This is a genomic window from Starkeya sp. ORNL1 (genome assembly GCF_012971745.1).
Classification (GTDB): domain Bacteria; phylum Pseudomonadota; class Alphaproteobacteria; order Rhizobiales; family Xanthobacteraceae; genus Ancylobacter.
The window spans coordinates 3,536,719-3,560,639 of record NZ_CP048834.1 but is presented as its reverse complement, the minus strand read 5'-3'; the positions used below and the strand labels follow the sequence as shown (position 1 = coordinate 3,560,639).

The window sequence follows — 23,921 nt, the reverse complement described above, 5'->3', positions numbered from 1 at the left end:
AAAGCCCGCATGAGTCGCGCGGACACGGGACCGTGTCCGCCCACTGACTGATTCGGCGTGTATTCGAGCGACTGGCCGCCCGCGTCGGAGGGGACATGCTCAAAGCCTATTGCCTGCGCGGCGCGGCACTGCAGGAGGTCCTCGTCATCGGCGACGGCCCGGTGCCGGAGGATGCGATCTGGCTCGACCTGGTCTCGCCGGCCGAAGGCGAGGACAAGCTGGTCGAGCAGGCGCTGCACATCCTGGTGCCGACCCGCGAGGAGATGGTCGAGATCGAGCCGTCCAGCCGGCTCTATGTCGAGGACGGCGCGCGCTTTATGACCGGCAGCGTGGTGTGCTACGCCGAGACCGAGCGTCCCACCCTTGCGGCGGTGAGCTTCATCCTCGCTGGCGGCAAGCTGGTGACGGTGCGCTATGACGAACCCAAGCCCTTCCGCCTGCTGATCGCCAAATTCGGCCGCACCTGCCCGCAGCAGATCACCGGCACCGCGCTGCTGTTCGAGCTGCTCGATGCCATCATCGATCGCGCCGCCGACATCATCGAGCATCTCGGCAGCGAGATCGACGCCACCTCGCAACGCATCTTCGAGCGTAATGGCGGGCGCACCGACCAGAACACGCGCTATCGTGCGCTTCTGCGCATCATCGCGCGAAAGGGAGACCTCGCCTCCAAGGTGCGCGAGAGTCTGGTTTCGATGGCCCGGCTGGTCACCTTCCTTGCCGGCGAGAACGGCGGGGCGGGTTTCACCAAGGACCAGAAGGCGGCGCTGAAGAGCATGCAGCGCGACGTCTCCTCGCTGACCGACCATCTCAGCTATCTGGCGAACAAGATCACCTTCCTGCTCGACGCCACGCTCGGCCTCGTCAGCATCGAGCAGAACAACATCATCAAGATCTTCGCCGTGCTCTCGGTGGTGTTGATGCCGCCGACGCTGATCGCCTCGATCTACGGCATGAACTTCCAGCACATGCCGGAACTCGCCGAGCGCTGGGGCTACCCGGTAGCGCTGCTCGCCATGCTGGTGGCGGCGATCGTGCCCTATTGGTTCTTCAAGTGGAAACGCTGGCTGTGAGTGCCGGGGACGGAAGCGGGCTCGGGCCGCGCTCCAGATAGGTCGTCAGCGCGATGTAGCTGCGCGTGCCGGTGAAGCCTTCGATGGCGTGGATCTTTTCCAGCAGCGCCTCCAGTGTCCGCGTGTTCTCGGTACGCACCTTCAGCAGCATGGCGCTCTCGCCGGTGACTGTGTGGATCTCCTCCACCTCCGGAAACTCCTGCAGCGCGAGCAGATGGCGAGTCACTGCCCAGCTCGTGGTGTCGACATGGACGAAGGCCAGCAGCGGGCGGCCGACCTTCTCGCCGTCGAGCCGCGCCACCACGCCGGTGATGATGCCGTCGGCCTTCAGTCGCTTCACCCGCTCATGCACCGCGGGCGGCGACAGGTGCAGCGCCCGGCCGAGCTCGGCATAGCCCTGCGACGCATCCTGCGTGAGCAGGGCTAATAATCTTCGGTCGACCTCGTCGAGCCGGGCACTGGCGGGGGCTTTCTGCCGAACCACTTTCGTATTTTCGGGTGCCATGGGTCGCGGACCTTTCGACCGACGATGGTTCGGCCTAGATATCGCTTCACCTTATCACATTCGGTCAATCGCCATGTTCGACACCAAGGTCGCGATCCTCGTGCTGGACGATCTCGCCGTCTGGCAGAAGCTGAACGTCACCGCCTTCCTCGCCACCGGCATTGCCGGGGCGGCGCCGGAAGCCATGGGTGAGCCCTATGAGGACGCCGCCGGCCGCCGGCACGCCCGCCTGCTGGGCCAACCCATGCTGGTGTTCGCGGCGACGCCGGAAGTGATGCGCCGGGCCTATGCGCAGGCGATCGAGCGCGGCCTGACGCGCGCCGCCTATGTGCGGGCGATGTTCGAGACCGGCCACGACGCGGCCAATCGCGCGGCGTTCAAGGCCGAGCCGGCCGATGCCCCGGATCTGGTCGGGCTGGCGCTGCGCGGCATGAAGAAGGACGTCGACAAGGCCACCAAGGGCGCGCGGCTGCACCCGTGAAATGACGCTCTGTGTGAGCATCCTTCAAGGCTCGCTACGCTCGCACCTCAGGATGACGTGGTTCTTGAAAGAACGACTTCATCCTGAGGCGCCCGGTGACGCCGGGCCTCGAAGGATGCCCACGCCAAGCGCCGCTCAGACGTGCTGCCCGCCATTGATGTGGATCTCGGCGCCGTTCAGATAGGACGAGGTCTCGGTGCACAGCACATAGATGATCTTCGCCACCTCGTCCGGCGTGCCGAGCCGCTGCATCGGGATCTGCTCGACGATCTTCTCGGTGCCGGGGGAGAGGATCGAGGTGTCGATCTCGCCCGGCGCGATGGCGTTCACCCGGACGCCGAGCGGGCCGAAATCGGCCGCCATCTCGCGGGTCAGCCCGGCCAGCGCCGCCTTGGAGGTGGCATAGGCCGCCCCCGCGAAGGGATGCACCCGCGAGCCGGCGATGGAGGTGACGTTCACCACCGCGCCATGGGTGCGCTTCAGCTCCTCAAGCAGGCCGCGGGCAAGCAGGATCGGCGCGAAGAAATTCACCTGGAACACCCGGCGCCAGTCTTCCTCCGGCGTATTGAGCGTGCCGAGCCGCTCGCCGCCCTTGCTCTTCGGCGAGATGCCGGCATTGTTGACGAGGGCGTGCAACTCGCCCGAGGTGAGCCGCTGCCTGATCTCCTCCACCGCCCGCAGTGTGTCCGCCGGATCGGAGAGGTCGACCTGGATATGGTCCTCCGGCCCCATCTCCCACGGACAATTCTCCGGGAAGGCGTGCCGCGAGCAGGTGATGACCCGCCAGCCTGCCGCCGAGAAGCGCTTCACCGTCGCATGGCCGATGCCGCGGGAGGCACCGGTAAGCAGCAGCGTACGGCGCGGCTGGTTGGAAGCTTGAGGCTGTGCCATCAGGATCTCTGGGTTGGGAATCTATCTAGCTCACGGATAGAGCCGTGTCTTGCTCCACGCACCGCCCACGGTGTCGCGCCGGAACATGATGCGGTCGTGCAGGCGGAACGGGCGGTCGGCCCAGAATTCGATCTGCACCGGGCGGATGCGGTAGCCGTTCCAGTGCGGCGGGCGCGGTACGGTGCCGAGCGCATAATGCGCCGTCACCTTCGCCACCGCCGTCTCCAGCGCGAAGCGTCCTTCCAGCGGGCGCGACTGCTGGCTGGCCCAGGAGCCGATCTGCGACAGGCGGGGGCGGGTGGCGAAATAGGCGTCGGCCTCCTCCGCGCTCACCTGCTCCACCGGCCCGCGCACCCGGATTTGCCGGCGCAGGGACTTCCAGTGGAACACCACGGCGGCCTTGGGCTGGCCGCCGAGCTCCACGCCCTTGGCGCTTTCCGAATTGGTGAAGAACACGAAGCCGCGCTCGTCGCGGGCGTTCAGCAGCACCATGCGCACGTCCGGCAGGCCGTCGGCATCGACGGTTGCCAGCGCCATGGCGTTCGGATCGTTCGGTTCCGCTCCCTTCGCTTCGGCAAACCATTCCTCGAACAGCAGAAACGGTTCCGTAGCGCCGGTGAAATCACCGGAAATTAACTCTTCTCGGGTTTCCATCATCACGTCGAATGGTTGTGCGCTGGGGAGAAATCCCGGCGCCGGTTTGCGGGCGGCGAACGGTGGCGACGAAGTCTCGGACACGAAGCACTTATCTGTGGTCATATAAATACCCGCATGACATCCGCCCAGTCCTGAAGCTCCTCCTCGTCGCGGGCATTGGTGCCATGGCAGCTGGCTGTGCCAGCTTCAGCGCGATGCCCGACGACATCGTCACCGGCTCGGCCACGGTGAAGCCGGCCTCGCTGCAAAGCGAGCCGGTGCCGGAAGGTGTCGCCTCCGGCGACTGGGCCGTTGCCCGCCTGGCCTTGGGTGAAGCCTTGCGCACCAAGACCGGCGCGCCGAGCGTGCCCTGGGAGAACCTCGCCAGCGCCACGCGCGGCACCGTGACCCCGATCGGCGAGCTGGCGCAGCGTGACGGCGCCAGCTGCCGGGAGTTTCTGATGAGCTTCGTGCGCGACAGCGAGGAGAGCTGGCTGCAGGGCGAGGCTTGTCGCAAGGGGCGCAGCGGCGCCTGGAAGGTCGATCAGGCGAGGCTCCTGCAGCGGACCTGACCGTTGCGCTGCTGCAACACCATGCCTACATGAGCGGCGACAGACCGGAACCGCCGGCCGAGACGGATATCCATGCGCGACCCCTATGACGTGCTCGGCGTCGCCAAGAACGCCGATCAGAACGAGATCAAGCGTGCTTTTCGCAAGCTCGCGAAGAAGCTGCACCCGGATGCGAACACCACGGATCCGAAGGCGCAGGAGAAGTTTGCCGAGCTGAACGGCGCCTATGAGATATTGGGCGAGCCGGACAAGCGCGCGCAATTCGACCGCGGCGAGATCGACGCCGAGGGCAAGCCGCGTGGCTTCGAGGGCTTCGGCGCCGGCGGCGGTGGCCCGGGCGGCTTTGGCGGCTTCCGCCGCGGCCAGCAGGGTGGCAATTTCCGCCAGGGTCCGCAGGGCGAGACCATTTTCGAGAGCTTCTCCTTCGGCCCCGAGGGCATGCGCCGCGGCGGCGCGCAAGGCGGAGGCGGCCACGGCGGCGGCTTTGACGACGTCATCTCCGACATTCTCGGCGGCTTCGGCCGTGGACGGGGCCAAGCCGGCGGCCACCCGGGTGGCGCGGATGCCCACGCGACGCGCGGCGGCGACATCGAGATCAGCGTACCGGTGCCACTTGAGCGCGTGGTCGAAGGCGGCCCCGTCAAGGTGCATTTGCCGAACGGCCGCGCCGTCGAGGTCAAGGTGCCGGCCCGCGTTGCCGAGGGCTATCGCCTGCGCCTGAAGGGGCAGGGCGAGCCGAGCCCGTTCGGCGGCGCGCCGGGTGACGCCTATGTCGTCGTTGCCTATGCCCCGCATCGCCAGTTCCGGGTGGAGGGCACGGACCTGCGTACCGATCTGCCTGTGCCGCTCGCCGACGCCGTGCTCGGCGCCAAGGTACGGGTGCCGACGCTGGCGAGCGCGGTCGACTTGTCGATCCCGGCCTGGACCAATTCCGGCCGCACCTTCCGCCTGCGCGGCAAGGGGCTGCCGAAGGAGGGCAGCAGCGAGAATGGCGACCTGCTGGTCACCGTGCGCGTCTCGCTGCCGGACACGCCCGACGCCGAGCTCGAAGCGCTGATGCGCCGCCGCCGCGACGGCGGGGAGTGAGCGTCGGCGCCGCCTGCCCGCTGCCTGGCCTATTGGTGTCATCCCTGAACCGCCGCCAGGCGGTATCCGGGACAGGCTGAGGCTCTGCACTTTCCTACGATCCCGGCTCTGCGCTGCGCTTCGGCCGGGATGACGCCGTATCCTATTGGCGCAACGTCTCCCTTCGCCTCGCTTGAGCGCACCTTGCCGCTGTGCGATAGGAACCTTCCCGCATTGGGTTGGTGAAGTTCGGACGGAGCGGCAGCGCGTGACTCAGGGCATGGCATCGGGCGGCATCATGAGCGGCAAGCGCGGCCTAGTGATGGGCGTCGCCAATAACCGTTCCATCGCCTGGGGCATCGCCAAGGCGGCTCACGCGCAAGGCGCCAAGCTCGCCTTCACCTATCAGGGCGAGCCGTTGCGCAAGCGTGTCGAGCCGCTGGCGGGCGAACTCGACGCCGCCGTGGTCGGCCATTGCGACGTCACCGATCCGGCGAGCATCGATGCGGTGTTCGCCGAGACCGAGCGCGTGCTGGGCGGGCTGGACTTCCTGGTCCACGCCATCGCCTTCTCCGACAAGAACGAGCTCGACGGGCGCTACATCGATACGTCCGCGGAGAATTTCAGCCGCACCATGCTGATCTCCTGCTACAGCTTCACCGCGGTCGCGCAGCGCGCCGAGAAGCTGATGACCAATGGCGGCTCGATGCTGACCCTGACCTATTACGGCGCCGAGAAGTGGATGCCGCATTACAATGTCATGGGCGTCGCCAAGGCCGCGCTGGAGGCGAGCGTGCGCTACCTCGCCGCCGATCTCGGCCCGAAGAATATCCGCGTCAACGCCATTTCCGCCGGCCCGATCAAGACGCTCGCCGCATCCGGCATCGGCGATTTCCGCTACATATTGAAGTGGAACGAACTGAACGCGCCGCTGCGCCGCACCGTCACGATCGACGAGGTCGGCGATGCCGGCATGTATCTGCTGTCCGATCTCGGCCGGGCTGTGACCGGCGAGGTACATCATGTCGATGCCGGGTATCATATTGTCGGCATGAAGAATCCCGAAGCGCCCGATCTCACGCTCGAGCGTGACTGAGATTTTAATCCGAGCTGGAGTGACACGGATGTCGTCGGCCCCGGTTTCCCTCGCTTCGCGTCTTGCCATCGCCGGCGCGGCGCTCGCCATGCTGGCGGCGTCGGTCGATCTTGCCCTCGCGCAATCCTCGGTCACCGTCTACCCGCGGTCGAAGATCGATCGTGGCCCGCCGCCGGATTTCCAGACCTACCCGCTGTGGGAGCGCATCTTCGGCTTCGGCGGCATGATCTATCCGGATTATGTGAGCCCCGACAACGGCGCGAAGCACCCTGCCCAGCTCGCTTACCTCACCGGCGGGGGAGAGGGGAATCTGGTGTTCGCGGCCGCGACCGTCGACCGCCTGTGCCAGATGGAGCAGGCGCCCGAGATAACCGTGCTCGATCCCCCCGCGGGAGGGAAGCTCAGCTTCGATCTCGGCCACTTTACCGCGACGCGGCCGGACGGCGGCTCCCATTACTGCCTCGGCCGGCAGGTCGAAGGCTGGCGCGTGACCTATAGGGGCCGTCCGCCACGCGGCGGCACCAGCGCCACGCTGCGGGTTGCCTATCCGCATAAGGGGCTCAGCTACACCCACGTGGTGGCCATCCCCGCCCGATGAGCAAGCGCCGCATCTTCCTGGTCCGGCACGGCGAGACCGACTGGAACCTCGCCGGTCGGCTGCAAGGCAGCCACGACATTCCCTTGAACGATCTCGGCCGCGAGCAGGCGGCACAGACCGCCCGCGTCATCGAGCGGCTGAGCGGCGATCCGCTCCCCCTCGGCTATGTCGCAAGCCCGCTGGGGCGCGCCGCGCAGACCATGGCGATCCTGCGCTCCGAACTCGGCCTGCCGCCCGACAGTTTCCGCCGCGACGATCGGCTGAAGGAGGTCTCGTTCGGCCGTTGGGAAGGCTCGACCTGGCCGGATCTGCGGCGCCGCGACCCGGTGAGTGTCGCCGCGCGCGATGCCGATCCGTGGAACTATGTGCCGCCCGGCGGCGAGAGCTACGCCATGCTGATGGCGCGCGTGCTCGCCGCCATAGCCGATATCGCGCAGGACACCGTCGTCGTCACCCATGGCGGCGTGGTGCGGGTGCTGCTGCACGCACTGGCCGGCATGCCCGAGGCCCAGGCGACCGAGCAGCCGGTGCGCCAAGGGGCCGTCTATCTGGTGGAAAACGGCGCGTTCGAAATGGCGATGGCCTAGTTTACCAGCTCATCTGCCGTCATTCCGGCCTTCATTCCATTGCGTCGTCATCCCGGCCGCAGCGAACCGGAGAGCCGGGATCGTAAGAAGGTGAAGCGCAGGACTTCACGCGATCCCGGATATGGCCTGACGGCCATTCCGGGATGACGGCTTCGATAAGCCTCACTCTGCCGGCAGCGCCGCGACCTTGGCGCCGGAGGTCGGCGCGGACGCTTGCGTCGGTGCCGCCTTCGAGCTTGCCGCCATCCGGCGCAGATCATCGATGCTGGCCTGCGCCTCGCCGGGCGGCAAGTCGGCGCGGGCGAGGCTCTCGGCTTCACCGATGCGGCCTTCGAGGCTCAGTACCAGGGCAAGGTTCTGCCGTACCCGGGCATCGGCCTTCGGGCTGGCGACGGCCTGCCGCAGCGTCGCCTCGGCACGCGGCAGGTCCTTCGCCAGCGCATAGGACAGGCCGAGATTGGACAGCACGGAGGGCTCGCCCGGCGCGATCCGCAGTGCCGTCTCGTAATAGCCCTGCGCCTCGGCGTTGCGGCCCATCTGGTCCAGCACTGCGCCCTGAACATTGAGGATGCGCCAGTCCGGCCGATCGGGCGTATGGGCGCGCGAGAGCACGTCGAGCGCCTGCTGGAGCTGGCCGGTATCGGCGAGGGCACGGCCATAGGCGCCGAGCACTGCTGTGTCCTTCGGATTGCGCATCGCCGCCTGCTGCAGCACCGCTGCGCTCTGGGCGCGCTGGCCGCTCGCACGCAGCGCCGCGCCATAGGCGATCGCGGTCTGGGCGTCGCCGGGATTCTGCTCGTAGCGCTTCTGCAGGTCGGAGAGCTGGGCGCGGTTGGCGCCGGGGCCCTGGGGAATGGAGCCGGTGACATCGCCGCTGACCGGCCGCTGGCTCGTCGAGCAGGCGCCGAGCGCGGCGCAGGCGAGCGCGACGGCCGCAAGACGCGCAACGCCAGCGGCGCGGCGGGACGCAATGGAACGCATGACGACCTCCGGTCGGCACCACTTGCTCACCCGTCCAAACGGTAACGGGCGAAGCGCGGCGCCAGGCTCCCCTTGCCCTCCTTCATGGAACATTAACCCTAATGGTCGGTTAAAATCGCCCGTCTTCCGCCCCGCCTAACCGCGTGCTAGGCCGGAAGGCGCGACTTTCCCGGCGTTTATTTCGGAGCTCCCGCCATGACCGACCGTCTGATCCTCAAGGATGAGGCGCGGCAGCCGCGCCCGATCTTCGCGGTCGGCCCGCAGGACTGGCGCGGCGCGATCGCGGGCCTGCCGGGGATCGCCACCTCCTTTGCCGAGACGTCGGGATTTCGCGGCGAGCGCGGCGCCGTGCTGGTGCTGCCCGACGATCAGGGTGGCATTGCCGGCGTGCTGTTCGGCCAGGGTGAGAACGCCGACGATCCGCTGGCCTTCGGCAAGCTCGCCGGGGCGCTGCCGGAGGGCGACTACAGCATTGCCCAGGCGCCGGCCGATGTGCGTCTCGCCGTGCTCGGTTTCGCGCTCGGCGCGTACCGCTTCGAGCGCTACCGCAAGCATAACGGCGCGAAGCCGCGCCTCGTGGTTCCGGACGGCGTCGATATCGCTGAAGTCCGCCGCACCGTCGAGGCGGTGACGCTGACCCGCGACCTCGTCAACACCCCGGCCAACGATCTCGGTCCGGCGGAGATCGAGGCGGCAGTGCGAGCGCTTGCCGCCCGCTTCGGCGCTGCCGTCACCGTGACCACCGGCGACGATCTGCTCGCCGCCAACTTCCCGATGATCCATGCGGTGGGCCGCGCCAGCCCGCGCGCGCCGCGGCTGATCGACCTTGTCTGGGGCGACCCGGCGCACCCTAAGGTGACGCTGGTCGGCAAGGGCGTGGTGTTCGACACCGGCGGGCTCGACATCAAGCCGTCGAGCGGCATGCTGCTGATGAAGAAGGACATGGGCGGTGCCGCCAATGCCCTCGGCCTCGCGCTGATGGTGATGGCGCGCGACTTGCCGGTGCGGCTGCGTCTGCTGATTCCCTCGGTGGAGAACGCGATCGACGGCACCGCCTTCCGCCCCGGCGATATCCTCGCCTCGCGCAAGGGGCTCTCGGTCGAGATCGGCAACACCGATGCCGAGGGCCGGCTGATCCTCGCCGATGCGCTGGCTTTGGCGGACGAGGAAGCGCCGGACCTCATCATCGATTTTGCGACGCTAACAGGCGCCGCGCGCGTTGCGCTCGGCCCGCAGTTGCCGCCGGCCTATACCGACGACGAGACGCTGGCCGCCGACCTTGCCCGCCACGCGGCGCGCGAGGCTGATCCCTCATGGCGCTTGCCGCTCTGGCAGCCTTACATGTCGATGCTCGACAGCCCGATCGCCGACATCAACAACGCACCGGGCAGCGGCTTTGCCGGCTCCATCACCGCGGCGCTGTTCCTCAAGCGCTTCGTCGAGCGCGCCACTTCGTGGCTGCATCTCGACATCTACGCCTGGAACCCGTCCTCCCGCCCGGCCCGGCCGGAAGGCGGCGAGGCGCAGACCATCCGCGCGCTCGACGCGCTGCTGGCGGAGCGGTTCGGGTAGGGGTGATTTGCTTCAGGATCCTTCGAGGCCGGCCTTTGGCCGGCACCTCAGGATGACGTTGCTTTTACAACCACGTCATCCTGAGGTGCCCGCGAAGCGGGCCTCGAAGGATGCTCACTCATGCCGACTTTCCCCAGCGCCCTTAAACATTTGTTGCCGGCTCGCCGCCATAGTGGGAGAAACAATACGCACCCGTAACGATCGCGAACCTGACCCACCGCCGGAGCGACCATGGCCGTCGAGATGCGCCCGTCCCAGGCGCTGCGCCTGCTGCACGAGCTGGCGCTGACCCAGGTGCGCGACGATAGTCCCGACCTCAGCCAGCGCCAGCTCGCGGTATTGCTGACGGTCTATCTGGAAGCACCGCCGCATACCGTGCGCGGGCTCGCCGCCAAGCTCGGCGTCACCAAGCCGGTTATCACCCGCGCGCTGGACAGCATGGGCGAACTCCGCCTCGTCTCGCGCCGCCGCGACGAGGCCGACCGCCGCAATGTGGTAATCCAGCGCACGGTCGAGGGCGCGCTCTATCTGGAGCGCCTTGGCGATCACGTCGTCGCCATCGCCAAGGCGCTTCCCCGATGACGGCGCTTCCGCGATGAATCTGTGAGATAATGTCCGCCATGAACGCTTTCGATCCGCGCCTGACGCCTGCCCGCCCTGACCTTGCGAGCGCCCGTCTCGCCGGCACGGTGGAAGCCGCGCGCTTCGTCGAGGGCACGCGGCACGTCATCGCGTGGCCGGTCGCGCCGATGAAGGCGCAGCCCTCGCCGGAAGCCCCGCTGGTCACCGAGGCGCTGTTCGGCGAGAGCGTGACGGTGTTCGAGATCACCGAGGAGGGCTGGGCCTGGGGCCAGCTCGATGCCGACCACTATGTCGGCTGGCTCTCGGCCGAGGCGCTGGCGCCGCTCGATGGAGCGCCGACCCACAAGGTGACGGCGCTGCGCACCCCGGTGTTTCCCGGCCCGAGCATCAAGCTGCCGCCGACCGCATTGCTATCGTTCGGCAGCCGGCTGGTCGTCACCGGCACGCGGGAACGCTTTGCGGTGACCGAGGGCGGTTTCATCTTCGCCGGCCATCTCGCGCCGCTGGAGGCGAAGGAGACGGATTTCGTCGCGGTTGCGGCACGTTTCCTCGGCCTGCCCTATCTCTGGGGCGGTCGTTCCGGCGCGGGGATGGATTGTTCCGGCCTGGTGCAGGTCGCGCTCACGGCCTGCGGCATAGCCTGCCCGCGCGACAGCGACATGCAGGAGGCGGCTTTGGGCAAGGCGGTGCCGTTCTCCGGTGACGCCACGGAACTGAAGCGCGGCGACCTGATCTTCTGGCCCGGCCATGTCGGCATTGTCGAAGACGAGGCAACGCTGCTGCACGCCACCGCCTTCTTCATGGCCGTGGTGCGCGAGCCGCTGTCCGAAGCGCTGCTGCGCATCGAGGCCGCCAGCGCGCCGGTGCGTACGGTGAAGCGCCTGGACTAATATCCCGCCGCCCGATCCACCACATTCGCCAGCCCTTCCCCGGCCTCGAAGCGGTGGACCTGGCCCATGAGATAGCGCGCCAGTGCCTCGGGATCGCTGTCGGCACCGACATGCGGAGTGACGATCACCTTCGGATGCGTCCAGAACGGGCTCGTCTCCGGCAGCGGCTCGGTCACGAACACGTCGAGCGAGGCGGCGAGCAGCGTGCCATCGTCGAGCGCAGCGAGCACATCCGCCTCATTCTGCAGCCCGCCGCGCCCGGCATTGATCAGCACCGGCGCGCCCAGCGCGCCGTCCTGCGCGAGTCCACGCAGCAGCGCGGCGTCGATGATGCCGGTGGTCGCGGGGGTCAAGGGCAGCAGCACGACGAGGATATCGGTACGGCCAAGCAATTGCTTGAGCCCGGCTTCACCCGAATAGGTGGCAATGCCAGCGCATTGCCTGGCGCTGCGGCTCCAGCCGGCAACCTGGAACCCCATCATCGTCAGCTTGCGCGCGGCGTCGAGACCGAGCTCGCCAAGGCCGAGTATGCCGACCCGCACGCTGGAGGCCGCCGGCTGGTCGCGCGGCTCCCAGCGCCTGGCCCGCTGGTCGTCGAGCGCCCGCAGCATGTGGCGATGGTGCAGCAGCACATTCAGCACGACGAATTCCGACATGCGCATGGTGAGGTCGGGGTCGACCACGCGCACCAGCGGCACGTCGGGCAGGCCGTCAATGGCGAGCAGCGCATCGACACCGGCGCCGAGCGAGAACACCGCCTTGAGGTTGGTAAGCCCGTCGAGCGCGCCGGTTTCGGGCTTCCAGGCCATCGCATAGGCGATCTCCTGGGGATTACCGACCTCCGGCCACGCACGGACGTCGCGATCCGGGTCGAGCGCCTTGAGGCGCGCAACCCAGGTTTCGGGCTCCATGCCCGTCATGGCGAGGAGGATGGCGTTCAAGTCCGGCCTTCGATCAATGAGGCGATGCGAGCGGGGTTCAGCGCATACCATTGCAGCGCGCTGATGAGGAAGAGATTGCCGGCCGCCCCGGCCTCGACTGCCGCCAAAGCATCAGTGACCGGCACCGTGAAGGGGTGGGTCGCTTCGGTCTCGTCGGCGAGGCCGGCGTGCGCCGGAACCTTCGTGGAATCGACCAGCGCAAGGAACAGCGTGCATCGTTCGTCGGTCACGCCCGGCGTCGGCAAGTAGCTGAAGACGCGCAGCAGCGCGCGTGGTGCCACGCCGATCTCCTCCCGGCATTCGCGCCGCGCCGCGGCTTCCGCGCTCTCGCCCTCATCGACGCGGCCGGCGACCAGTTCGACGATGTCGCCCCTGCCGGTGGCGAGATGGGCGGCGAGCCGGAATTGGCGGATCAGCACGAAGCGTTCGCGCACCGGGTCGAGCGCCAGCACCGCCACCACATCGCCGACCCGCAATATGTCGCGGGTGAAGTGGGCGCTGCCGTCGCGCACCTCGAAGCGGTCATAAGGCCGGAAGCCGTCGGCGAGCGGCTGCGCCGGGCCGACCGCGACATCGGCGACGCGATCCTCGATCGCGCCGTCGACGGCATGGGGCTGGAAGGGAACGTTCATTGCGCCACCGCGGCGCCCGGCGCCGTCTCGAGATTGAAGGCCGCCGCAAACAGCGCTCGCGTGTAGTCGCTTTGCGGGTTCTTGAAGATGTCGACGGCAGCGCCCTGCTCCACCACCTTGCCGTAGCGCATCACCAATATGCGCGAGGCCAGCGCGGCGACGACGCGCAGGTCGTGGCTGATGAACATGTAGGTGAGGCCGCGCCGCTGCTGGAGATCGCGCAGCAGGTCGACGATCTGCGCCTGCACGATCATGTCGAGCGCGCTGGTCGGCTCGTCGAGCACGATGAAGGAGGGCTCCAGCACCGCGGCGCGGGCAATGGCGACGCGCTGGCGCTGGCCGCCGGAGAATTCGTGCGGGTAGCGGTGGCGGCTCGACGGGTCGAGCCCGACATCCTTCAAGGCAGCGACCACCTTGTCGTCGCGCTCGGTGGCGGACAGCTTCGGCTGGTGCACCCGCAGACCCTCGCCGATGATATCGGCAATGGACATGCGCGGGCTGAGCGAGCCGAACGGGTCCTGGAACACGATCTGCATCTCGCTGCGCTGCGGGCGCATCTCCTTGAAGCCGAGCGTATCCACCGGCTTGCCCATGAAGACGATCGGCCCGTTGCTGGAGATCAGCCGGATCAGCGCGAGGCCGAGCGTGGTCTTGCCGGAGCCGCTCTCGCCGACCACGCCGAGCGTCTCGCCCTTGCGGACGGCAACCGAGACGCCGTCCACCGCCTTGATATGGCCGACGGTCTTGCGCAGCACGCCGCGCTTGATCGGGAACCAGACCTTGAGGTTCGTGGTCTCCATCACCACCGGCTCGTTGGGGTGCGGCAGCGCCGGGTCGCCCTTGGGCTGGGCTGCGATCAGTTCGCGCGTATAGGGATGCTGCGGGGCGCGGAACACCTCCGCGACCGGGCCGGTCTCGACGATCTTGCCATTGTTCATCACGCAGACCCGGTCGGCGATCTTGCGGACGATGCCGAGGTCATGGGTGATGAACAGCATCGCCATGCCGAGCCGGCTCTGCAATTCCTTCAGCAGCTTCAAAATCTGCGCCTGCACAGTGACGTCGAGCGCTGTGGTTGGCTCGTCGGCAATCAGGAGCTTCGGCTCGTTGGCGAGCGCCACGGCGATCATCACGCGCTGGCGCTGCCCGCCGGAGAGCTGGTGCGGATAGGAGCCGAGCCGGGTCTCGGGCTCGGGAATGCCGACTTCGGTGAGCAGCTCGATCACGCGCTTGCGGGCGGCGTCCCCGGTGATGCCGCGATGGATCGACAGCACTTCCGCGATCTGCCGCTCCACCGTGTGCAGCGGGTTGAGCGAAGTCATCGGCTCCTGGAACACCATGGTCACGTCGTTGCCGCGCACCTTGCGGATCTGGCGCTCATTCATGGCGATGAGGTTCTCGCCATTGAACCGCACCTCGCCCGAGGGGTGGGTGGCGGAGGGCGGCAGCAGCTTCAGCACCGAGAGCGCGGTGACCGACTTGCCGGAGCCGGATTCGCCCACCAGCGCCACCGTCTCGCCGCGACGGACATCGAACGAGACACCGTCGACGGCGAGCACGGTGCGCTCTTCTGAGGCGAAGGCGACGGAAAGGTCGCGAACCGAGAGCAGGGGAGTGTCGTCAGCCATCACCGGAATGTCTTTCTCGGGTCGAACGCGTCGCGCACCGCTTCGCCGATGAAGATCAGGAGGCTCAGCATGATGGCGACGGTGAAGAAGCCGGTCAGCCCCAGCCACGGCGCCTGGACATTGGCCTTGCCCTGCGCCAGCAATTCGCCGAGCGAGGGCGAGCCGGGCGGCAGGCCGAAGCCAAGAAAGTCGAGCGCGGTCAAGGTCATGACCGAGGACGAGACGATGAAAGGCAGCATGGTCAGCGTCGCCACCATGGCGTTGGGCAGCATGTGCCGCCACATGATGACGCCGTTGGAGACGCCGAGAGCGCGAGCAGCCTGCACATATTCGAAATTGCGCGCCCGCAGGAATTCGGCGCGCACCAGCCCGACCAGCGCCACCCAGGAGAACAGCAGCAATATGCCGAGCAGTACCCAGAAGCCCGGTACCAGCACCGAGGAGATGATGAGCAGGAGGTATAGTGCCGGGATCGAGGTCCAGATCTCGATGAAGCGCTGGAAGATGAGGTCGGTCCAGCCGCCGAAATAGCCCTGCACTGCGCCGGCCGCGACACCGATGATGGAGGAGATGATGGTGAGGATCAGCCCGAACAGCACCGAGATGCGGAAGCCGTAGATCAGCCGGGCCACCACGTCGCGGCCCTGGTCGTCGGTGCCGAGCCAGTTCCATTCCAGCGCCCCGCAGCCCTTGCCGCCGAGCTTGGTGGCGATCGGCTCGCATTGCGCATCGGTGAGCATCCAGGTCGGCGGCGAGGGGGCCGGCGTCGGCAGATCGAGATTGTGGGTGTCGTAGCTGTAGCGGATCGGCGGCCAGATCATCCAGCCACCCTTTTCAGTGATCAGCTTCTTCAGATAGGGGTCGCGATAATCCGCCTCGGTCTCGAAGTCGCCGCCGAAGGTGGTCTCCGGATAGGCCTTGAAGCCGGGGAAATAATAGCCGCCGTCATATTCGACCAGGAACGGCTTGTCGTTGGCGATGAACTCGGCGCCAAGGCTCAGCACGAACAGCACGGCGAAGAGCCAGAAGCTCCACCAGCCGCGCCGGTTGCGGCGGAAATTGGCGAGCCGCCGCTTGTTGAGTGGCGACAACCGGTCCGGCTTTGCGGGCGCGGTTTCGATAGGGAGCACGCCGGCGTCCACTCAGACCTCCCGCGTCTCGAAGTCGATGCGCGGATCGACCCACGTGTAGGTGAGATCGGAGATCAAATTCACCGCGAGGCCGACCAGCGAGAAGATGTAGAGATTGGCGAACACCACCGGATAGTCGCGGTTGAGCACGCTCTCGAAGCCGAGCAGGCCGAGCCCGTCGAGCGAGAAGATGGTCTCGATCAGCAGTGCGCCGGTGAAGAAGGCGCCGACGAAGGCGCCGGGGAAACCGGCAATGACGATCAGCATCGCATTGCGGAACACATGGCCATAGAGCACGCGCCGCTCCGACAGCCCCTTCATCCGCGCGGTGACCACATACTGCTTGCGGATTTCGTCGAGGAACGAATTCTTGGTGAGCAGGGCGGTGGTGGCGAAGGCGCCCAGCACCATGGAGGTGATGGGCAGGATCAAATGCCAGAAATAATCCAGCGCCTTGCCCACCAGCGAGAGCTGGTCCCAATTGTCCGAGGTGAGGCCGCGCAAGGGAAAGAAGGAGAAGAAGGAGCCGCCGGCGAACAGGATGATCAGCAGGATGGCGAACAGGAAGCCCGGTATCGCATAGCCGACGATGATGACCGCCGAGGTCCACACATCGAAGCGCGAACCGTCGCGCACCGCCTTGGCGATGCCGAGCGGGATCGAGATGCCATAGCTGATGAACATCATCCAGAGGCCGAGCGAGATCGAGACCGGCATTTTCTCCTTGATGAGGTCCAGCACCGAGATGTCGCGGAAATAGCTGCGCCCGAAATCGAAGCGGGCATAGTTCCACATCATCAAGCCGAAGCGCTCATAGGCCGGCTTGTCGAAGCCGAACTGCTTTTCCAGCTGCTTGATGAAGGCGGGGTCCAGCCCCTGCGCGCCGCGATATTTCGAGGACGTCGCGTCGCCGGCCGGCGCGCCTTGCTGCATGCCGCCGAAATCACCGCCACCGCCGGAGATGCGCTGCGTGGCGGACGAGCCCTCGCCGGTCAGCTGGGCGATGACGCGCTCCACCGGGCCGCCCGGTGCGAACTGCACCACCACGAAGGAGATCAGCATGATGCCGATGATGGTCGGCACCATGAGCGCAATGCGGCGGATGATGTAGGCGAGCATGTGTTCGGGCGTCCTCCCGAGGAGACGGCAAGGTGGCGGGTGGTGGCGACGGCGTCAACTTAACGGTTATTTAGATGCAACGTCATTCATCCCGACTTTGCCCACCAGGTCAGCGGGATCGCCCGGTCGTATTTCGGCGCCGGCATGTCGGGATGCTCGAAGCTGTCCCAGTAGGCGATGCGGTGTGCTCCCGAGTACCATTGCGGCACCCAATAGCGCCCGGCTCGCAGCAGCCGGTCCAGTACCTTGCAGGCGGTGCGCAGATCCTCGCGGTTGTTGGCGGCGATCACGGTATCGACCAGCGTGTCGATCGCCGGGTCGGCGATACCGGAGAGGTTGTTCGAACCCGGCGTCGCCGCCGCCTGCGAGCCCATGAAGGCGCGCAGCGATTCCCCCGGCACGGTGGAGACCGAGAAGCGTCGCACCGTGGTGTCGAAGTCGAAATTGTTCAGCCGGCGCTCATACTGCGGCGGGTCGACCAGGCGGAACGAGGCGGAAATGCCAAGCACCTTCAAATTCTTGATGAACGGCGCGGTGTGCCGCTCCAATGAGCCCTCATCATCGAGGAACTCGATGGTCATGGGCTCGCCCTTGCGATCGACCAGGCGGCCGTCCTTGATCACCCAGCCGGCATCGCGCAGCAATTGCGTCGCCTTGCGCAGCAAAATGCGGTCCTGGCCCGAGCCGTCGGAAACCGGGGGCGACCAGGGATCGCCCTTGAGCTCCTCCAGCGCCTGCGGGCTGAGCTTGTCGCGGATCTGCTCGATCAGCGCGACTTCGTCCGGGCCGGCGGGGCCTTCCGCCTTGAGGTCGGAATTCTCGAAGAACGAATGCGTCCGCTTGTAGATGCCGAACATCAGGTTCTTGTTGGTCCATTCGAAATCGAACGCATAGGACAGCGCCTCGCGCACCCGGCGGTCGGCGAATTGCGGGCGGCGCAGATTGAGGAACCAGCCCTGCGCGCCGGACGGCGTCTCGTCCGGAATCTCGGTCTTCTTAACCCGGCCATCCTGGAGCGCCGGGAAGTCATAGCCGGTCGCCCAGGTGCGCGAGGTGAACTCCTCGCGGAACAGATAGGCCTTGCCCTTGAAAGCCTCGAAGCCGACATCGCGGTCGCGGAAATACTCGAAGCGCACCGTATCGAAATTATTGGTGCCGCGATTGACCGGCAGGTCGGCGCCCCAATAGTCCGGGACGCGGTCATAGGCGATGAAGCGCCCGACCTCGAACTTGCCGACCTTGTAAGGTCCGGAACCGAGCGGCGGCTCCAGCGTGCTCTCGTCGAACGGCTTGGCCGAATAAAAGGCCTTGGAGAACACCGGCAATTGCGCCGCCAGCAGCGGCACGTCCCGCGCCCGCTTGGGCGTGAAGCGCACCACGGCTATGTCGGCGCCGTCGGCTTCCGCGCCGGTCATCTCGCGCAGGCTCTGCGCGATGATCGGATGGCCCTTCTCCTTGAGGATGTTCAGCGAAAAGGCGACATCCTCGGCGGTGAGCCTGGAGCCGTCATGGAAGCGTGCCTCCGGGCGCAGGCGGAAACGGTAGAGCGTGCCGCCATCGGATACGGCGACCGACTGCGCGATCAGCCCATAGACCGCATCCGGCTCGTCGAAGGCGCGCGACATCAGGCTGTCGAAGATGAGGTCGATGCCCTGCGCGCCGTCGCCCTTGAGGATGTAGCCGTTCAGCGAATTGAAGGTCTGGAACGCCTGATTATAGGCGGCGGTAGGACCGATCTGCGAGAAGATGCCGCCCTTCGACGCCTTGGGGTCGACATAGTCGAAACGGGCGAAATCGGCCGGATATTTCAGGTCACCGAAGGCAGACATGCCATGGCGCTCGGCGGCGGTGGCCACTTGTGCGAGGCTGCGCCGGGCGAGCAGCGGGGCAGCCAGCACACCGGCGCCAAACGCCAGAATATGGCGGCGCGTCACTCCGCCGTCATCCCGGACGGCCGGCACGGCCGATCCGGGATCGCGTGCAGAAGAGAGCGCACTATCGGCACGCGATCCCGGCTCTCCGCTGCGCTCCGGCCGGGATGACGAGGACCTTGGACCGGTCCTCACTTCGCGCCTCCGGTCGCCTTGGCCTTGGCGTCGTCCCACCACCAGATGGTAGGGAAGGCGCCGCTGCCGTATTCCGGCAGGGTCTCGGGCCGCGAGAAGCGGTTCCAGCGCGCCGTCCGGGTGTTGGGGTAGTTCCAGCTCGGCACCACATAATCGTGGGCAAGCAGCACGCGGTCGAGCGCGTGGGTGGCCGCCACCAGTTCCTCGCGGTCCCTGGCGTAGATCACCTTTTCGATCAGCGCGTCGATGCCGGGATCCTTGATGCCGGCATAGTTGGTGGAGCCCTCGCGGTCGGCCGCCGCCGAGCCCCAGAAATCGCGCTGCTCGTTGCCCGGGGAGAGCGACTGGCCCCAGCCGGTGATGATCATGTCGAAATCACGCGCCCGGATGCGGTTGATGTATTGCGAGGTGTCGACCTGGCGCACATTGACGGTGACGCCAAGCCGCTCCAGCGTCGGCTTGTAGAACAGCGCGACGCGCTCGAACGCCGGATTGGCGATCAGTATCTCGATGGTGAAGGGCTCGCCCTTGGCGTTGACCAGCTTGCCGCCCTTCACCTCATAGCCTGCTTCCTTGAACAGCCGTGCCGCCTCGCGCAGATTGGCGCGGCGCACATCCTCGCCACCGGTCGGCGGATTCTCGTATGGGGTGGTGAACACGCTGGCGGGGACAAGGTCCTTCACGCCCTGCAATATCTCCAGCTCCTTGCCCTGGGGCAGGCCGGAGGAAGCGAGCTCGGTGTTCTGGAAATAGCTGGAGGTGCGCTTGTACTGGCCGAAGAACAGCGTGCGGTTCATGCCGTCGAAATCGAGCGCAAAGTTCAGCGCCCGGCGCACCCGCTGGTCCTGGAACTTGTCGCGCCGCAGATTCGGGATAAAGGCCTGCATCGAGCCGGAAGCCCGGTTCGGGAATTCCTCGAGGATCACCTTGCCGGCCTTCACAGCCGGGAAGTCATAGGCGGTGGCCCAATCCTTGGCGGAACTCTCGATGCGATAATCATACTGGTCGCCCTTGAAGGCCTCCAGCTCGACGGTCTCGTCGCGGAAATAGTCGTAGCGCTGCTCGTTGAAATTATTGGTGCCGACATTCACCGGCAGGTTGGCAGCCCAATAGTCCGGCACCCGCTCGTAGGAGATCGAGCGGCCGGGCACCATCTGCTTGATCTTGTAGGCGCCGCCGCCGAGCGGGATCTCCAGCGTGCCCTGCGAGATGTCGCGCGCCTTGCCGGAGGCGTCGTTCGCGGTCCACCAATGCTTCGGCATGACACGCAACTGGCCGACGATCTGCGGCAGTTCGCGATTGCCGGTCTGGTCGAAGGTGAAGGTCACCTCGCGCTCGCCGGTCACCTCCGCCTTCTTGACGTGGCTGTAATAGAAGGCCTGGCGCGGATTGTTCTTGGTCAGCGCCTCGAACGACCACACCACGTCATCCGCTGTGACCGGCTGGCCATCATGCCACTTCGCCTCGGGGCGCAGGCGATAGGTGACGGAGGAGAAATCCGCCGGATAGCGCACCGCCTCGGCCAGCAGCCCATATTCCGTCGCCACCTCGTCGAAGGACGGCGTCATCAGCGTATCGTAGATCAGGCTGATGCCGGCCGCCGGATTGCCGCGCGGAACGATGTCGTTGAGCGAATCGAAGGTGCCGTTGTCGGAGAGCCGCACCAGCCCGCCCTTTGGCGCGTCCGGGTTCACATAGTCGAAATGCTTGAAGTCCGGCTGGTATTTCGGCGTGCCGAGCAGCGCGACGGCGTGGCGCCATTGCGGCGGCGCGTCGGTCGGAGCGAGGGCGGGCGGCACCGCGGCCGGCGGCGGCATTTCCGAGGGCGGCGCCTGCGGATCGCCGGCGGCGGGTGGAGCGGTGGTTTGCGCCGTCGCGGCCGGTGTGGTCTGGGCAGAGGCCGGCGTGGCGAGGCCACCGAGCGCGAGCATCAGCGTGACGCAGGCGAGCATGGGCGTCCTGTTGCGGCTCATCATCCAGTGGCATCCCTCTGCTGTTGGCGGACCTCGGGTCGGCAAAGCGGCCCCGGCCATCGGTCATTATGGCAAGTTACGTTCCGAAAAGAATAAGGCCGGGGCGCGAAGCGCCACCGGCCTGACGTGATCGTGAAAAACATGAACGCCGCGCAATGTTTAGCGCGGCGCCACCGCCTCACTGGGCGGGCGCGGTCGCCGGGGGCGTGGCCGGAGCTTCCGGAGCGGGGGCCGGCGCCGGAGCAGCGGGCGCTTCCGGAGCCGGGGCCGGTGCTGCGGGAGCCGGTGCCGCAGGTTCGGCCGGCTTGGGATCCGCGGCCACCGGAGCGGCAGGGGCGGGCGCAGCGGGAGCCGGGGCAGCGGCGGGAGCCGGAGCGGCAGCAGGAGCCGGAGCGGCAGCAGGCGCGGCCGGCTTCGCTTCAGCAGGCTTGGCTTCCGCCGGCTTGTCGCCAGCTGCGGGTGCCGCGGCCGGAGCGGCCGCAGGCGCGGCGACCGGCTGGGGCAGCGGCAGCGGGCTGTGCGACAGCGTGTTCAGATAGACCAGCAGGTCGGCGCGATCGGTTTCCTTCGGCAGGCCGGCGAAGCCCATCGCGGTGCCGGGAATATCGCCCTTCGGGTTCTTGATGAAGTCCGACAGCTCCTGGAAGGTCCACGTGCCGCCATGCGCCTTGATCGCGGCGGAATAGGCGAAGCCGGCAGCGCTGGCGACCGGGCGGCCAACCACGCCGTAAAGGTCCGGGCCGACCTTGGGGCCGGCGCCCTCGACGAAATTGTGGCAGGCGCCGCACTTCTTGGCCTGCGCCGCGCCACGCTCGACGCTGGCGGCGGCGAGCAGATTGGCGATCGGCACATCGGCCGGCGCCGCGGCCTGGGCTTCGCCGCTGGAAGCCTCCTTCACCACGATCTCGAAGCCCGGCTTCGCCGGCGGATGCTGCGAGAAGATGATATCGGCAACGATGCTCAATCCGAGCGTGAAGGTCAGCGTGCCAAGTATGGCACCAGCGATCTTGTTCAGCTCGAAGCTGTCCATCGAAATTCGGCTCCCTCGAAGAGCGGGAAGCGGGCACCTCCGGCAGGTCCGCACCCCGCGCCGCTCAATGGTAACAGCCGCCCTTATCGGGCGCCAACGGCGGGCGGAACTAATCATTTTGACGGTGGCCGTGCAACCCGTATAAGCCGCCCGCGGTTGCTACGTTTCGCCACCGGGCGGAAGCGCGGCGCCATCCCCGAATCTACTTCGCCGAGGCGGGCAAATGCCCTCATCCGATACGCTGATACTTGTTCCCGCGCGCATGGCGTCGACCCGCTTGCCGGGAAAGCCGCTGGCCGATGTCGGCGGGCGGCCGATGATCGTCGAAGTGGCGCGGCGTTCCGCCGCGGCAAATATCGGCCGCGTGGTGATCGCCACCGACACGGAGAGCGTGCGCGAGGCGGTGGTGAAGGCCGGCTTCGAGGCGGTGATGACGCGCACCGACCATCCGTCGGGCTCCGACCGCATCTTCGAGGCGCTGAACATCGTCGACCCCAACCGTACCGCGAAGCGCGTGGTGAATGTGCAGGGCGATCTGCCGACCATCGACCCGGCACTGATTCGCGCCGCGCTCGCGCTGCTGGACGAGGCCGCGGTCGATATCGGTACGCTCGCCGCCGAGATCCGGGTCGAGGAGGAGCGCGCCAATCCGAACGTGGTGAAGGCGGTCGGCAGCCCCTTGGGCGACGGCCGGCTGCGCGCACTGTATTTCACCCGGGCCACTGCGCCCTGGGGCAAGGGGCCACTCTATCATCATATCGGCCTCTACGCGTATCGGCGTGCGGCGCTGGAGCGCTTCGTCGCCTTGCCGCCCTCCGCGCTCGAGAGCCGCGAGCGGCTGGAGCAACTGCGAGCGCTGGAAGCCGGCATGCGCATCGATGTCGCCATCGTCGATACCGTGCCGCTCGGCGTCGACACGCCGGATGATCTGGTGAAGGCGCGGGTGCTGCTCGCGCGTGAGGACGTGCGTTCCAGGGAAGGACCTGCAAAATGACCAGCCGCCGCACCGTCGTGTTCCAGGGCGAGCCGGGAGCCAACTCCCACATCGCCTGCCGCGAGGTCTATCCGGATTTCGAGCCGGTGCCGTGCGACACCTTCGAGGACGCCTTCGCCGCCATCCAGAACGGCGAGGCCGATCTCGGCATGATCCCGATCGAGAACTCGGTCGCCGGCCGGGTGGCGGACATCCACCATCTGATGCCGACCTCCGGTCTCAACATCATCGGCGAGTTCTTCCTGCCGCTCTCCCACCAGCTGATGGCGGTGAAGGGCGCGAGCCTCGCCACCATCAAGACCGCGCAGAGCCACGTGATGGCGCTCGGCCAGTGCCGCAACATCATCCGCAAGCTCGGGCTGAAGGCGGTGGTCGGCGCCGACACCGCCGGCTCCGCCCGCCAGATCGCCGAGGCCGGCGACATCACCCAGTCGGCCATCGCCTCGCGCCTGGCCGCGGAGATCTATGGGCTCGACATCGTCGCCGAGAACATCGAGGACGAAGCGCATAACACCACGCGCTTCATCATCCTCTCGAGGGAGGCCGACTGGGCGCCGGCCAATAATGGCCCGACGGTGACGACCTTCGTGTTCCGGGTGCGCAACGTGCCGGCCGCGCTCTACAAGGCGATGGGCGGTTTTGCCACCAATGGCGTGAACATGACCAAGCTGGAATCCTACCAGCTCGACGGCGAGTTTTTCGCCACGCAATTCTATGCCGATGTCGAGGGCCACCCGGACGACCGGCCGCTGAAGCTGGCTTTGGAGGAACTGGCCTTCTTCTCCAAGGAGTTGCGCATCCTCGGCGTCTATCCCGCGCACTCCTACCGGATCGCGCTGGCGGCGAAGGGCTGATCTGGTTGGCATCGGCAATCGCGGC

General features: G+C 67.1%; 24 protein-coding genes. 12 read left to right on the top strand and 12 right to left on the bottom strand.

What is annotated here, in order from left to right; genetic code table 11:
* Positions 1 to 95 precede the first annotated feature (95 nt).
* Positions 96 to 1,073, top strand: a complete 978-nt coding sequence (locus G3545_RS16930) for a magnesium transporter CorA family protein (protein WP_170014451.1) — start codon at positions 96 to 98, stop codon at positions 1,071 to 1,073.
* Here G3545_RS16930 and G3545_RS16925 read toward each other — a convergent pair.
* Positions 1,051 to 1,578 carry an Lrp/AsnC family transcriptional regulator gene (locus tag G3545_RS16925; RefSeq protein WP_170014450.1) on the bottom strand — a complete coding sequence of 176 codons (528 nt, stop codon included), beginning with the start codon at positions 1,576 to 1,578 and terminating at the stop codon, positions 1,051 to 1,053. The genes G3545_RS16930 and G3545_RS16925 overlap by 23 nt on opposite strands.
* A gap of 73 nt (positions 1,579 to 1,651) precedes the next feature.
* Between G3545_RS16925 and G3545_RS16920 the strand changes: the two genes are divergently transcribed.
* Positions 1,652 to 2,059: a DUF2000 family protein gene (locus G3545_RS16920; RefSeq protein ID WP_170014449.1), complete on the top strand. Its 408-nt coding sequence runs from the start codon at positions 1,652 to 1,654 to the stop codon at positions 2,057 to 2,059.
* A 135-nt stretch (positions 2,060 to 2,194) separates the two neighbouring features.
* On the opposite strand, the gene G3545_RS16915 is transcribed toward G3545_RS16920, so the two are convergent.
* Entirely contained in the window at positions 2,195 to 2,950 is a 756-nt protein-coding gene (locus tag G3545_RS16915; protein WP_170014448.1) for an SDR family oxidoreductase, read from the bottom strand.
* A gap of 30 nt (positions 2,951 to 2,980) precedes the next feature.
* Complete coding sequence (pdxH, locus tag G3545_RS16910) at positions 2,981 to 3,607, bottom strand: pyridoxamine 5'-phosphate oxidase (RefSeq protein WP_170018128.1); 627 nt, start codon at positions 3,605 to 3,607, stop codon at positions 2,981 to 2,983.
* A 164-nt stretch (positions 3,608 to 3,771) separates the two neighbouring features.
* Here pdxH and G3545_RS16905 point away from each other — a divergent pair, with 164 nt between their 5' ends.
* From G3545_RS16905 to G3545_RS16885, 5 genes are all read left to right on the top strand, one after another.
* Positions 3,772 to 4,158 carry an RT0821/Lpp0805 family surface protein gene (locus G3545_RS16905; protein ID WP_170014447.1) on the top strand — a complete coding sequence of 129 codons (387 nt, stop codon included), beginning with the start codon at positions 3,772 to 3,774 and terminating at the stop codon, positions 4,156 to 4,158.
* A gap of 72 nt (positions 4,159 to 4,230) precedes the next feature.
* A complete protein-coding gene (locus tag G3545_RS16900) occupies positions 4,231 to 5,244 on the top strand; it encodes a J domain-containing protein (protein WP_170014446.1) in 1,014 nt (337 codons plus the stop codon).
* 277 nt (positions 5,245 to 5,521) lie between these two features.
* Positions 5,522 to 6,319: an enoyl-ACP reductase FabI gene (gene fabI, locus G3545_RS16895; RefSeq protein ID WP_281411734.1), complete on the top strand. Its 798-nt coding sequence runs from the start codon at positions 5,522 to 5,524 to the stop codon at positions 6,317 to 6,319.
* Positions 6,320 to 6,347: 28 nt separating this feature from the next.
* Positions 6,348 to 6,917, top strand: a complete 570-nt coding sequence (locus G3545_RS16890; protein WP_170014445.1) for a hypothetical protein — start codon at positions 6,348 to 6,350, stop codon at positions 6,915 to 6,917.
* On the top strand, positions 6,914 to 7,504 hold the full coding sequence (locus G3545_RS16885) for a histidine phosphatase family protein (RefSeq protein ID WP_170014444.1): 591 nt from the start codon (positions 6,914 to 6,916) through the stop codon (positions 7,502 to 7,504). The genes G3545_RS16890 and G3545_RS16885 overlap by 4 nt, the downstream gene beginning before the upstream one ends.
* A 162-nt stretch (positions 7,505 to 7,666) precedes the next feature.
* Here the strand turns inward: G3545_RS16885 and G3545_RS16880 are convergent, their stop codons facing one another.
* Positions 7,667 to 8,485, bottom strand: a complete 819-nt coding sequence (locus tag G3545_RS16880) for a tetratricopeptide repeat protein (protein ID WP_170014443.1) — start codon at positions 8,483 to 8,485, stop codon at positions 7,667 to 7,669.
* A gap of 195 nt (positions 8,486 to 8,680) precedes the next feature.
* On the opposite strand from G3545_RS16880, the gene G3545_RS16875 reads away from it, so the two are divergent.
* From G3545_RS16875 to G3545_RS16865, 3 genes are all read left to right on the top strand, one after another.
* A complete protein-coding gene (locus G3545_RS16875) occupies positions 8,681 to 10,057 on the top strand; it encodes a leucyl aminopeptidase family protein (RefSeq protein WP_170014442.1) in 1,377 nt (458 codons plus the stop codon).
* A gap of 231 nt (positions 10,058 to 10,288) precedes the next feature.
* On the top strand, positions 10,289 to 10,639 hold the full coding sequence (locus tag G3545_RS16870; protein WP_170014441.1) for a MarR family transcriptional regulator: 351 nt from the start codon (positions 10,289 to 10,291) through the stop codon (positions 10,637 to 10,639).
* Positions 10,640 to 10,668: 29 nt separating this feature from the next.
* Entirely contained in the window at positions 10,669 to 11,529 is an 861-nt protein-coding gene (locus tag G3545_RS16865; RefSeq protein WP_170014440.1) for an NlpC/P60 family protein, read from the top strand.
* Here the strand turns inward: G3545_RS16865 and G3545_RS16860 are convergent.
* From G3545_RS16860 to G3545_RS16825, 8 genes are all read right to left on the bottom strand, one after another.
* A complete protein-coding gene (locus G3545_RS16860) occupies positions 11,526 to 12,470 on the bottom strand; it encodes a glyoxylate/hydroxypyruvate reductase A (protein ID WP_246702443.1) in 945 nt (314 codons plus the stop codon). The two genes, G3545_RS16865 and G3545_RS16860, sit on opposite strands and share 4 nt — an antisense overlap.
* Positions 12,467 to 13,102 (bottom strand): NUDIX hydrolase, encoded by a 636-nt coding sequence (locus tag G3545_RS16855; RefSeq protein WP_170014439.1) that lies wholly within the window; start codon positions 13,100 to 13,102, stop codon positions 12,467 to 12,469. Before G3545_RS16855 ends, G3545_RS16860 begins: the two co-directional genes overlap by 4 nt.
* Positions 13,099 to 14,730: an ABC transporter ATP-binding protein gene (locus tag G3545_RS16850; RefSeq protein ID WP_170014438.1), complete on the bottom strand. Its 1,632-nt coding sequence runs from the start codon at positions 14,728 to 14,730 to the stop codon at positions 13,099 to 13,101. The genes G3545_RS16855 and G3545_RS16850 overlap by 4 nt, the downstream gene beginning before the upstream one ends.
* On the bottom strand, positions 14,730 to 15,860 hold the full coding sequence (locus G3545_RS16845) for an ABC transporter permease (RefSeq protein ID WP_246702442.1): 1,131 nt from the start codon (positions 15,858 to 15,860) through the stop codon (positions 14,730 to 14,732). The genes G3545_RS16850 and G3545_RS16845 overlap by 1 nt, the downstream gene beginning before the upstream one ends.
* A 12-nt stretch (positions 15,861 to 15,872) precedes the next feature.
* A complete protein-coding gene (locus tag G3545_RS16840) occupies positions 15,873 to 16,979 on the bottom strand; it encodes a microcin C ABC transporter permease YejB (protein ID WP_170014436.1) in 1,107 nt (368 codons plus the stop codon).
* 86 nt (positions 16,980 to 17,065) lie between these two features.
* Entirely contained in the window at positions 17,066 to 18,913 is a 1,848-nt protein-coding gene (locus G3545_RS16835) for an extracellular solute-binding protein (RefSeq protein WP_348644581.1), read from the bottom strand.
* Between the two features lie 128 nt (positions 18,914 to 19,041).
* A complete protein-coding gene (locus tag G3545_RS16830) occupies positions 19,042 to 20,862 on the bottom strand; it encodes an extracellular solute-binding protein (RefSeq protein WP_170018125.1) in 1,821 nt (606 codons plus the stop codon).
* A 334-nt stretch (positions 20,863 to 21,196) separates the two neighbouring features.
* The gene (locus G3545_RS16825; protein WP_170014434.1) at positions 21,197 to 22,048 is read right to left on the bottom strand and encodes a cytochrome c family protein; all 852 of its coding nucleotides are present in this window, start codon (positions 22,046 to 22,048) and stop codon (positions 21,197 to 21,199) included.
* 223 nt (positions 22,049 to 22,271) lie between these two features.
* Between G3545_RS16825 and G3545_RS16820 the strand changes: the two genes are divergently transcribed.
* Both G3545_RS16820 and G3545_RS16815 read left to right on the top strand, forming a co-directional pair.
* On the top strand, positions 22,272 to 23,042 hold the full coding sequence (locus G3545_RS16820; protein ID WP_170014433.1) for a 3-deoxy-manno-octulosonate cytidylyltransferase: 771 nt from the start codon (positions 22,272 to 22,274) through the stop codon (positions 23,040 to 23,042).
* Positions 23,039 to 23,896 carry a prephenate dehydratase gene (locus G3545_RS16815; RefSeq protein ID WP_170014432.1) on the top strand — a complete coding sequence of 286 codons (858 nt, stop codon included), beginning with the start codon at positions 23,039 to 23,041 and terminating at the stop codon, positions 23,894 to 23,896. The genes G3545_RS16820 and G3545_RS16815 overlap by 4 nt, the downstream gene beginning before the upstream one ends.
* The last annotated feature ends 25 nt before the right edge of the window (positions 23,897 to 23,921 follow it).

Coding starts and splice junctions, on each gene's coding strand:
- G3545_RS16850 (WP_170014438.1), bottom strand. CDS start 14,730: ATGGCTGACGACACTCCCCTGCTCTCGGTTCGCGACCTTTCCGTCGCC.
- G3545_RS16905 (WP_170014447.1), top strand. CDS start 3,772: ATGGCAGCTGGCTGTGCCAGCTTCAGCGCGATGCCCGACGACATCGTC.
- G3545_RS16865 (WP_170014440.1), top strand. CDS start 10,669: ATGTCCGCCATGAACGCTTTCGATCCGCGCCTGACGCCTGCCCGCCCT.
- G3545_RS16900 (WP_170014446.1), top strand. CDS start 4,231: ATGCGCGACCCCTATGACGTGCTCGGCGTCGCCAAGAACGCCGATCAG.
- G3545_RS16830 (WP_170018125.1), bottom strand. CDS start 20,862: ATGCCGCCGCCGGCCGCGGTGCCGCCCGCCCTCGCTCCGACCGACGCG.
- G3545_RS16885 (WP_170014444.1), top strand. CDS start 6,914: ATGAGCAAGCGCCGCATCTTCCTGGTCCGGCACGGCGAGACCGACTGG.
- G3545_RS16815 (WP_170014432.1), top strand. CDS start 23,039: ATGACCAGCCGCCGCACCGTCGTGTTCCAGGGCGAGCCGGGAGCCAAC.
- G3545_RS16925 (WP_170014450.1), bottom strand. CDS start 1,578: ATGGCACCCGAAAATACGAAAGTGGTTCGGCAGAAAGCCCCCGCCAGT.
- G3545_RS16855 (WP_170014439.1), bottom strand. CDS start 13,102: ATGAACGTTCCCTTCCAGCCCCATGCCGTCGACGGCGCGATCGAGGAT.
- fabI (WP_281411734.1), top strand. CDS start 5,522: ATGAGCGGCAAGCGCGGCCTAGTGATGGGCGTCGCCAATAACCGTTCC.
- G3545_RS16875 (WP_170014442.1), top strand. CDS start 8,681: ATGACCGACCGTCTGATCCTCAAGGATGAGGCGCGGCAGCCGCGCCCG.
- G3545_RS16840 (WP_170014436.1), bottom strand. CDS start 16,979: ATGCTCGCCTACATCATCCGCCGCATTGCGCTCATGGTGCCGACCATC.
- G3545_RS16890 (WP_170014445.1), top strand. CDS start 6,348: ATGTCGTCGGCCCCGGTTTCCCTCGCTTCGCGTCTTGCCATCGCCGGC.
- G3545_RS16825 (WP_170014434.1), bottom strand. CDS start 22,048: ATGGACAGCTTCGAGCTGAACAAGATCGCTGGTGCCATACTTGGCACG.
- G3545_RS16930 (WP_170014451.1), top strand. CDS start 96: ATGCTCAAAGCCTATTGCCTGCGCGGCGCGGCACTGCAGGAGGTCCTC.
- G3545_RS16880 (WP_170014443.1), bottom strand. CDS start 8,485: ATGCGTTCCATTGCGTCCCGCCGCGCCGCTGGCGTTGCGCGTCTTGCG.
- G3545_RS16820 (WP_170014433.1), top strand. CDS start 22,272: ATGCCCTCATCCGATACGCTGATACTTGTTCCCGCGCGCATGGCGTCG.
- pdxH (WP_170018128.1), bottom strand. CDS start 3,607: ATGATGGAAACCCGAGAAGAGTTAATTTCCGGTGATTTCACCGGCGCT.
- G3545_RS16870 (WP_170014441.1), top strand. CDS start 10,289: ATGGCCGTCGAGATGCGCCCGTCCCAGGCGCTGCGCCTGCTGCACGAG.
- G3545_RS16920 (WP_170014449.1), top strand. CDS start 1,652: ATGTTCGACACCAAGGTCGCGATCCTCGTGCTGGACGATCTCGCCGTC.
- G3545_RS16915 (WP_170014448.1), bottom strand. CDS start 2,950: ATGGCACAGCCTCAAGCTTCCAACCAGCCGCGCCGTACGCTGCTGCTT.